This is a genomic window from Desulfovibrio sp. 1188_IL3213 (assembly GCF_036763145.1).
Taxonomy (GTDB): Bacteria; Desulfobacterota; Desulfovibrionia; order Desulfovibrionales; family Desulfovibrionaceae; genus Desulfovibrio.
On record NZ_JBAIYR010000051.1, the window covers coordinates 1 to 10,018 of the forward strand.

8 protein-coding genes are annotated in these 10,018 nt (G+C 56.6%); 6 read left to right on the forward strand and 2 right to left on the reverse strand.

The features are described 5' to 3' along the window. From V6C16_RS04315 to V6C16_RS04330, 4 genes are all read left to right on the forward strand, one after another. Window positions 1-1,603 (forward strand): cobalamin-dependent protein (locus V6C16_RS04315; protein WP_333542804.1); only part of this gene is annotated, 1,603 nt, incomplete at its 5' end. Window positions 1,604-1,718: 115 nt separating this feature from the next. Continuing rightward, the gene (locus V6C16_RS04320) at window positions 1,719-2,195 is read left to right on the forward strand and encodes a TlpA family protein disulfide reductase (RefSeq protein WP_333535300.1); all 477 of its coding nucleotides are present in this window, start codon (window positions 1,719-1,721) and stop codon (window positions 2,193-2,195) included. A gap of 215 nt (window positions 2,196-2,410) precedes the next feature. Further along, the gene (hpt, locus tag V6C16_RS04325; protein WP_333535302.1) at window positions 2,411-2,962 is read left to right on the forward strand and encodes a hypoxanthine phosphoribosyltransferase; all 552 of its coding nucleotides are present in this window, start codon (window positions 2,411-2,413) and stop codon (window positions 2,960-2,962) included. A gap of 47 nt (window positions 2,963-3,009) precedes the next feature. Then, entirely contained in the window at window positions 3,010-3,729 is a 720-nt protein-coding gene (locus tag V6C16_RS04330; RefSeq protein ID WP_333535299.1) for a zinc-ribbon and DUF3426 domain-containing protein, read from the forward strand. A gap of 271 nt (window positions 3,730-4,000) precedes the next feature. Here the strand turns inward: V6C16_RS04330 and V6C16_RS04335 are convergent, their stop codons facing one another. Both V6C16_RS04335 and V6C16_RS04340 read right to left on the reverse strand, forming a co-directional pair. Next, window positions 4,001-5,377 carry an MFS transporter gene (locus tag V6C16_RS04335; protein WP_333535298.1) on the reverse strand — a complete coding sequence of 459 codons (1,377 nt, stop codon included), beginning with the start codon at window positions 5,375-5,377 and terminating at the stop codon, window positions 4,001-4,003. A gap of 11 nt (window positions 5,378-5,388) precedes the next feature. Further along, a complete protein-coding gene (locus V6C16_RS04340) occupies window positions 5,389-6,222 on the reverse strand; it encodes an amidohydrolase family protein (RefSeq protein WP_333535297.1) in 834 nt (277 codons plus the stop codon). 724 nt (window positions 6,223-6,946) lie between these two features. Between V6C16_RS04340 and hpsG the strand changes: the two genes are divergently transcribed. Further along, window positions 6,947-9,442, forward strand: a complete 2,496-nt coding sequence (gene hpsG / locus V6C16_RS04345) for a (2S)-3-sulfopropanediol dehydratase (RefSeq protein WP_333535296.1) — start codon at window positions 6,947-6,949, stop codon at window positions 9,440-9,442. 109 nt (window positions 9,443-9,551) lie between these two features. Beyond that, the coding region (locus V6C16_RS04350; protein ID WP_333542805.1) for a glycyl-radical enzyme activating protein at window positions 9,552-10,018 on the forward strand (467 nt) is incomplete at its 3' end.

Consider the following 10,018-nt stretch of genomic DNA (forward strand, 5'->3'; position numbering starts at 1 on the left):
GGTGCTGGGCGGCTGCTGCGGCACAACGCCCGAGCATCTTGCGGCTCTGGCGCAAAGTCTGCGCGGGCTTGGCGAGGTGTGCTCCACCGGCGTGGCGCGCAGCGGCATCTGCCTGACGAGCCGTTCCCAGATGGTGCGCATCGGCGTGGGGCAGCCTCTTGCCATTATCGGTGAACGTATCAATCCTACAGGCAAAAAGCAGCTTACGCTTGAGCTTCAGGAAGGGCGTTTTGATACGGCCCTGCAATTTGCCGATGCGCAACTTGAGGCCGGGGCCACGGTGCTGGACGTGAACGTGGGCGCTCCGCTTGTGGACGAAACCGCGCTTTTGCCAGAACTGGTGCAGCGTCTGGTGGGGCGGCTCACGGTGCCGCTTTCTCTGGACTCTTCCAATGCCCAGGCCATTGCGGCCGCCTTGCCTTACTGCCCCGGTTCTTTTCTGGTAAATTCCGTCAGCGGTGAAGAAGGGCGCATGGAACTGCTGGGGCCGCTGTGCCGCGATTACGGCGCGCCTTTCATCCTGCTGCCTCTTGAGGGGGCAACCCTGCCGGAAAAGGCCGCGGAGCGCATCCGCACGGTGGAAAGCCTTCTTCTGCGGGCCGAGCGCCTGGGCATTCCACGTCGGCTTATGATGGTGGATATTCTGGCTCTGGCGGTATCCTCCAGCCCGGACGGCGCACGCCAATGTCTTGAAATGACGCGTTGGTGCGCCGACCAGGGGCTGCCCACAACCCTCGGCCTTTCCAATCTTTCTTTCGGCCTGCCCGCGCGCGATCTGCTCAATGCCACATTTTTGGCCTACGCCGCCGGTGCGGGGCTTTCATCGTGCATCGCCAATCCGTCGGCCCAGCGCCTGCGCGAGGCGGCTGATGCCCTTAAGGTGCTCGGCGAGCATGACCCCCACGCTTCCTCGTTTATTTCAGGCTACGCCAACTGGAAACCCGGTGAAGGCAGTGTGCTGCAGCGCCAGGGAGGGGGCGGGGCGTCCAAAACCCTTGGCGAGGCAGTGCTTAACGGCGACAGGGAAAATGTCCTCTCGTTGCTTGAGGCCGAACTGGCCGCAGGGGCAGAGCCTTTCACCCTTGTGCAGGAAGTGCTTATTCCGGCCATTACCGAGGTGGGCGCACGTTACGAGCGGCGGGAATATTTTCTGCCCCAGCTTATCCGCGCGGCCGAGACCATGCAGACGGCTTTTGCCCATCTGAAGCCCCGGCTTGAAGCCGGGCGGGGTCCGGAAGAACGCCCGGTGGTGATAATGGCCACGGTGGAAGGGGATATTCATGATATCGGTAAAAATATCGTTTCCCTGCTGCTGGGCAATCACGGTTTTGCTGTCATTGACGCTGGCAAGGATGTGCCTGCTGAAGATATCGTGGCTTGCGCCCTTGAGCATAAAGCGCGTATTATCGGCCTGTCGGCCCTGATGACCACGACGATGGTGCGTATGGAAGATACCATAAAGCTGGTCAGAGAAAAGGGGCTGGGCATCAAGGTAATGGTGGGGGGCGCGGCCGTCACCCAGGCGTTTGCCGATGCTATCGGAGCCGACGCCTATTGCGCGGATGCCGTGGGCGCCGTGCGGGCCGCCAAGAATTTTGTGTAGCGTTGTTCTGCAATTACGCGGGCGCGGTCATGCCGTGCGTCCGCGCGCAAGGCCCGGCGGCATGGTAACCCTTCACGCATATTCCGGCCTTCAGTACGGCCCGTAAAGGTATGATATGAAAAAAATTATTCTTCCCTTGTTGTTGTGTCTGCTTTTGCCCTGCGCGGCATTTGCCGGCTCTTCGTCCGCCTCGGGCGTGCCTTCGCTCAATCTGGCAGGGCTGACAGACCTTCTGACCAAGAACAAGGGCAAGGTCATCATGCTCAATTTTTTTGCCACATGGTGCCCGCCATGCCAGGTGGAGATTCCCGAGCTTGTGCAGGTGAACAAAAAATACGCCGGCAAGGACGTGCTTATCATCAGCCTTTCCGTGGATGACGACGCCAAGGTTGTGGCGCCGTTCATCAAGAAAATGGGCATGGACTACCCCGTGTACATGGCAGACCGTGATATTGCCAAGGCGTTTCAGATAACCAGCATCCCGCACAATGTTTTTTATGCCAAGGACGGGCAGCGCGTCATCTCCGAGCCGGGCATTGCCGATGCCGAAATGATGGAAATGGTGTTCAGCAAGCTGCTTGAGCAGAAGTAAGCATACAAAGCATGTTCCGGGCCTGATCTTCTGGGCTGCGCGTCCATCGCGCGGCCCATGCCGGGCCGGGCTGCGCCCATAAAATATGGACGGCAGGCGCGTGGGGTGTCCGCTGTCCCGACCGCATTGACCAATGCGGATTGTTCGCCATGGAGCCGGAAAATGTTGCGGCCCCTGAAGATGGGGCCGCCCTGCGGCCCGTGCTGGAGGATCAGATGTCTAAGGTGGGGCATGAGATTAAGGTCAAAGAACTGAAAACCGTCTTCAGTCAGGAGCAGATTGCTCAACGGGTGAAGGAACTGGCCGCTGAAATTGACGCCTGTTATGGTCAGGAACCCTTGGTAGCCATATGTGTGCTCAAGGGCGGCTTTGTGTTTTTCAGCGACCTGGTACGGGCCTTGCAAAATAAGAACCTGGAGCTGGACTTCGTGCGCCTGTCCAGCTACGGCAAGGGATCAAGCAGTTCCAAGCATGTTATTTTCAACAAGGATATCGAGATTGATATCTGTGGCAAGCATGTGTTGATTGTTGAAGATATTGTGGACAGTGGACACAGCATGCGCTTTCTGCTCGGGCAGTTTGCCGCGCGCAAGGCCCGCAGCCTGCGCCTGGCCTCGTTGGTGGACAAGAATGAAAGGCGCGAAATTGACGTTCACGTCGACTTTGCCGGTTTTAAGCTGACGCAGGGCTTTATTGTGGGGTATGGTCTCGATTACGCCGAACACTATCGCAATCTGCCCGCTGTTTTTGAGATCATTCCCGAGTAAACGTTCCACTGTTCCGGCTGCCGGATACGGTTTTGGAGAGTAACGGCATGGAAGTAAGATGTCCCAATTGTTCAAGCCGCTTTAACCTGCCGGATCAACATGCCAGGCCGGGTGTGAAGCTGCGTTGTTCGGTTTGCAAGACTGTTTTTGCCTATGATCCGGCCGAGCAGCTTGCCGCCCAGGGGCCTCTGCCTGATATGCCCGTCAAAAAGCGGGGCAGGCTTGGCAAGCTGCTTGGCATCTTGTTGCTGGTGCTGGCTTGTGGCGGAGGCGCGTACTGGTATTTCAAGCATTCCGCCGCTGGCGAAAACGCCCCGCCCACAGAGCAGGAACTGGCTAAAAAGGTGGAAATGCTCACCATGCGCAATGTGCGCCAGTACTATGTGGACAATGAAAAAGTGGGCAAGGTCTTTGTCATTGAGGGCAAGGTGGTTAACGAGTTTCCTGAACCAAAGGAACTGGTTACCGTTGAGGCCGCTATTTACGACAAGGACAAGAAAACGCTCGCCACCAAAAAACAGCTCGGCGGCGTGCAGCTTTCCCTTTTTCAGCTTCAGGTATTGAGCGAAAAGGAGATGGAGTCTTTTCTCAACAACAAGGTGGAGATTCTCACCAATAATACCAATGTCCCCCGTGGGGGCGAGGTTCCCTTTATGGTGCTGTTCTATGCGCCTCCCGATGGCGTGGCCGAATTCGGCGTGCGTATCGTGGACGTGAAGGATATCCCCGTACAGGAAGACAGGCAGGGCGAGAAGGCCGCCAAATAGGAAAATTCTTCAGACTCCGGACGCCACAGGCTGTTTCCGGCTGTTCGCCCGCCGCCGATCTCGCATCGGCGGCGGGCGTTTCTCTGTTGTGGGAAGGATCTGTTTGCGATGCGGTGGGCTGCATCGAAGGCACGGCCCCCTTTGCCCTGCGGCAGCGGCAGGGCAAAGGGGGCTTTCACAGGGGGAATGTCTGCATCCGCAGAGGGTGCGGCCTGATCCTTCAAGGCCGGGGTCGGCAATCCCCGGCCTTGAAGGGCAGACTCAGGAGACGTCAGGCGTTCTGTTCGCTTACGGAACTGGGGGCAAGAGCGCTGTTTTCTTCGTCGGGCAACACGCGCGGCTCTGCCTTCGCAACCCGGAGGTTACCTATCCATATGGTGGATGCGGTGCTGATGACGCCCGCCACAAGCAGATACCCGCAGAGGTACCAGGGTTGAGAATCGTTGGCCTGCACAAGCATGGTCGCTATCATGGGCGTCAGGCCCGAAGCGAAAATGCCTGAGAACTGGTATACGAATGAAATGCTGGAATACCGCACCGTGGCATCAAAGCTTTCAGAGAACAGGCTTGCCATGCTGGCATAGGCTGCAGCATAGATAATGCCGAAGGGAACGATAATAGCCAGGTAAACAAAGAAAAGGTTTGTGGTGGCGTAGTTGTGCAACACCCAGAATACCGGGTAGGCGGTTATGCCCAGCAGCAGGGCGGCTGTGCCGAAGATGCGGCCTTTGCCCACACGGTCTGCCATGGCTCCCCACATGGGAATGAAGCAGGCCATAACACCCGAGGCCACCACAACGGCCATAAGGGCCACCGTACGGTTAACTCCGCAGGTCTGTGTAAGATAGGTCAGTGAGAACACGCCAAAAACGTTAAAGGCGATGCCTTCCACAAATCGCGCGCCCACGCAGGCAGTAAGGGTTTTGGGGTAGCGCTTGAAGGCTTCAAGCATGGGGTAACGTATTTTCGCCACTTCTTTCTTGGCGGAGGAAAAGTCCTGGGTTTCCTGAACGGACGTGCGTATGTACGCGCCCACAAGCACCAGAACCGCGCTCAGCAAAAAGGCGATGCGCCAGCCCCAGGCAAGAAACGCTTCGTCAGACAACAGGAATGAAAGCAGGCCGATAACCCCGGAAGCCAGCATCAAGCCCAGTGAAAGGCCGACCTGGGGGAGGCTGCCGTAGAATGCGCGCTTGTGGGCCGGTGCGGACTCATAGGCCATGAGCACGGCGCCTCCCCATTCCCCGCCAAGGCCGATGCCCTGGGCCAGACGGCAGATAACCAGCAGAATGGGAGCCCAGATGCCGATGCTGTCGTAAGAGGGTATGCAGCCAATGAGCACCGTGGCAACGCCCATGATCTCAAGGGTGAGGATGAGCATTTTTTTACGGCCGATCTTGTCGCCGAAGTGACCAAAGATAATGCCGCCCAAGGGGCGGGCCACAAAGCCCACGGCAAAGGTGGCAAATGCCAGGATGGTGCCTACACCCGGTGAAAATGCGGGAAAATAAAGCTTGTTGAACACAAGCCCGGCCACCACGCCATAAAGGAAAAAGTCATACCATTCAATAACCGCGCCCATGAGGGAGGAAATAACCACGCGGCGCAGGTTTTTTTGCGCCTGCTTGTCATTGACGGCAACGCTCATATCGTTCTCCTTTATGCCAGGCCCAGCACGCGGCGGGCGTTTTCATACATGATTTTGCGGCGGGCCTCATCAGTCAGTGCAAAGTCGCGGTATGCTTCAAGAGCGTCGGCCAGCTCCACAAAGGGGTGGGCGCTGGCAAAAAGCACCTTGTCCGTAATCAGTTCATTCATGGCCTGCACATACACGTCCACCATGGGCGCACGTTCGTATTCAGAAATGTCCATGTATACATTGGCGTTGCGCAAGCAGGTGTAAACAGCCTCATTTACAAAGGGGTAGCCACCGTGGCTCATGATGAGCGTAAGCTCGGGAAAGTCCCTGGCTACCTTGTCCACGTCGCGCGGGTCGGCATATTCCAGAATGGCTCCGGGAACCTGGGGCGGCGGGGCCATGGTGATGAATACGGGCAGGCCCAGTTCGCAGCACTTGGCATACACGGGGTAAAAACGGGCTTCGGATGCGGGAATGTGCGCAAGATACGGGTCAATGGCGATGCCCTTCATGCCGTATTCGGAAGAGACAAGCTCGATTTCGCGCAGGGCGGCCATTTTCTTGTGTGGGTCGATTCCCCAGAAGCCCACAAATTTTTTCGGGTAGGCCCGGCAGAACTCCAGCACGCTCGGATTGTTGGCAGGGAAACCATAGGTGGTTTCGCAGTCGCGCCCTGTGATGACCCCGGTCTCCACATCAAGGCGGTCCAGATCGGCCACAATGTCTTCCAGGGGCTGTGGCTTGCGCCGGTCAAAGCCTATGGCCTTGCACGCAGCCTTGAACATGGCGCTGTTCTTGATGCCGTTGATAATCTCGGGAGTGTTTGGACGAAAACGAAAATCTATTACCTTCATTTCCTGTTCTCCCCACTTGCCGAAGCTGCCGGCACGGCCCTGCCGCACGGCCCGTGGCTTTTATGGGCGTCCGGGCCGCAGGAAGCGTTTGGGTTACGAGTGGTACAGTTTGGATGTGACACTTTTCTCATAATCTCCTCCCATGAGATGAACAATTGCAAAAAGCAAAATGCCTGATGTTGGCCTCCGGGTCTTGTGATTTTTTACTTTTGCAGGATGTGTGCCAGCGAAAAAGCAGGGGAGATGGTCTTTTATCTTAAAAAATATCACTCTTATCGGTATATTATGATACATGCTATCGACGATTTGAGCTTGGCTGGATAGTGGTGTCGCAAGTTTGCAGCTAACAGGAATGGTTGTTTTTGTGTGAAAAAAGGCTGTTTGTGAAAGTTAAAACATGCTTGTTTGCGCAGGGTTGCACATGCCGCCATGCGCCACAAAAAAGGAGTGTTGCAAATATGCGTCGCATAATCGGGATGTTTTATTGAAAAACCCTACAGTTTGGTGCAAAACTGCATCATTTGTGAAATGGAGAGCTTTTATCTGCTGGCTGAAAAAAGGAAATATATTAAAACATAAATAAAATTATAGTGTTAGCAAACGTGGCATGCCCCATGCACTTATGTCGCCATAACGAGGATAGCCATCTGTGCAAGGCGTTCTCAGCGCGGCGGCGTACAAATCGTACCGCGCTCTGTAATTCATATTATTCAGGAGTAGCGTGATGAGCATGACCACTTGCGAATGCCGGTCCCCCCAGGAACAGCGCCTGTACGACAAGATTGAAGGTCGCGAAGACAAATTCCGCAAGACCCATCCCCGGGTTTTCAGGCTTCTGGAACGGTTTGAAGGGCAGAAGCCGCGCATTGATATAGAGCGCGCGCTGTATTTCACCCAGTCCATGAAAGAAACCGAAGGTCAGCCGCTGGTGCTGCGCTGGGCCAAGGCTCTCATGCACATTGCCAGCAACATGACCGTCTATGTGCAGGAAGACCAACTGCTGCTTGGCCGCGCCGGCTGCGACGGGCGCTATGGCATTCTTTATCCGGAACTGGACGGCGACTTTCTTGATATTGCCGTGCGCGACCTGCCCACCCGCAAAACGTCGCCCGCCACCATCACGCCTGAAGACGCCAAGCGCGTGGTAGAAGAGATCGCTCCGTTCTGGAAAGGCAAGACCTACCATGAGGCGCTCAACGCGGCCCTGCCTGCCGAGGTACACAAGCTTACCTACGATGATCCCGATGGTCTGATTTCCCGTTTTATCGTCAACGAAACCTCTTCGTTCCGCTCATCCATCCAGTGGGTTCACGACTACGAAAAAATCCTCAAGCGGGGCTTTAACAGCATCAAGAAAGAGGCCCAGGAAAAGCTGGCTGCCCTTGACCCCCTCAGTGCCAAGGACGATCGTGAAAAGCGCCCCTTCCTTGAAGCAGTGATCATCGTGTGTGATGCCATCGTGCTTTGGGCCAAACGCCACGCCGTGCTTGCCCGTGAAATGGCCGAAAAAGAGGCCGACCCCGTGCGTAAGGCCGAACTGCTGCGCATGGCTGAAAACGCCGAACACGTCCCCGGCGAGCCAGCCCGCGATTTCTGGGAAGCCTGCCAGAGCCAGTGGTTTACCCAGATGTTCTCCCGTATTGAACAGAAGACCGGAACCACCATCTCCAATGGTCGTATGGACCAGTATTTCCAGCCTTTCTACAAGCGGGACCGTGAGGCTGGAAAAATTACCGAAGCCCAGGCTATGGAACTGCTCGAATGCATGTGGGTGGGCATGGCTGAATTTATCGATATGTATATTTCTCCCACCGGCGGGGCCTTTAACGAAGGTTATGCCCACTGGGAGGCGGTCACCGTTGGCGGGCAGACCCCTGACGGGCGTGATGCCAGCAATGACCTCACCTATCTGATACTCAAGTCCAAGCGGGAATTTCCGCTGCACTACCCGGACCTTGCGGCCCGCATCCATTCCCGCGCGCCCGAGCGTTACCTTTGGGACGTGGCCGAAACCATCAAGTACGGTTCGGGCTTTCCCAAGCTGATCAATGACGAAGAAATCGTGCCGCTTTACGTTTCCAAGGGCGCGACCTTTGAAGAAGCGCTGGACTATGCCGTTTCCGGCTGCACGGAAGCCCGTATGCCCAATCGCGACACCTACACCTCCGGCGGAGCCTACATCAACTTTGCCGCTGCCGTGGAAATGGTGTTGCGTAACGGGCGCATGAAAAAATACGGCGACCAACTGCTTGGCGTCGAAACGGGCGATCCCCGCAGCTTCACGACCTGGGATCAGTTCTGGAATGCCTATGTGGAGCAGCATCTGCTTTTCCTCAAGGCGGCGTTTACCCAGCAGTACATCATCAACAAGCTGCGCGCCGAACACTTTGCCCAGCCTATGGGTTCCGCCATGCATGACCTGTGCATGAAGCACTGCATTGACCTGCATCAGGAGCAGATTCCTGAAGGCATCAACCTCGGCTACTTTGAATATATGGGCCTGGGAACCGTGGTGGACTCCCTGGCGGCCGTAAAAAAGCTGGTCTTTGAAGAAAAGAAGCTGAGCATGGACAAGCTTATTGCCGCCATCGACGCCGACTTTGAGGGCTATGAGGACGTGCGCGCCCTGTTGCGTTCCGCCCCCTGCTACGGCAACAATGACGAGTATGCCGACGCCATCGGACGCGAAATCGACAAGATTTCCGTGGAGTACGGCAACAAATACTCCATGAGCGACCTGGGCATCCATAATGACGTGCGTTATGTGCCTTTTACCTCGCACGTGCCTTTCGGCAAGGTGGTTTCCGCCACGCCCAATGGCCGTACGGATGGCTTTCCCCTGTCCGACGGCTCCTCTGCCTCGCACGGGGCCGATGTGAACGGCCCGACCGCCGTGCTGCTCTCAAACTGCACCACCAAAAATATGGGCATGCGCGACCGCGCCGCCCGTATGCTGAACATCAAGTTCACGCCCAAATGCGTGGAAGGCGAGCAGGGCACGGAAAAGCTGGTGTCCTTTATCCGCACGTTCTGTGACCTCAAACTCTGGCACGTGCAGTTCAACGTGGTCAACAAGGGAACGCTTGTGGCCGCGCAGAAAGACCCGCAGAAATACCGCAACCTTATTGTGCGCATCGCCGGCTACAGCGCCTACTTTGTGGACCTGTCGCCCGATCTGCAGAATGACCTCATCGCCCGTACGGAACATGATGTGATGTAGGGCGGGCATCTGAAGCGGGGAGGAGATATCCTCCCCGCATTTTTACGATAATTTTCTCTTGAGGCCGTCGCTTGCCGTAGAACGCCGTTGCGCAGAAAAGGAAGGAAACATGTGCCTGGATGACAAACAGCAGGGAATGGTATTCAATATCCAAAAATATTCAGTTCATGACGGCCCGGGCATACGCACCATCGTGTTCCTCAAGGGCTGCCCGCTTTCGTGCCGCTGGTGCAGCAATCCGGAATCGCAAAAATCCTGTGCCGAACTGGCTTGCAATCCCGGGCGCTGTATCGGCATTTCAAAGTGCGGTCATTGTTTGCCTGCCTGTCCTCATGGCTCCATTGTTTGCGGCGACGACGACAAGCCGCGCGTGGAGCGCAGCCAGTGTCACGGCTGTGCCATGCCATGCGCAGACGTTTGCCCAGCTCAAGGCTTGCTGGTATATGGTAAAAAGCGCGATGTGGCTGACGTGCTGCGCGTGGTGGAACAGGACATGGCTTTTTATGCCCGCTCCGGCGGGGGCCTGACCCTTTCCGGCGGCGAGCCGTTGTTGCAGGGCGGCTTTGCCGTGGCCCT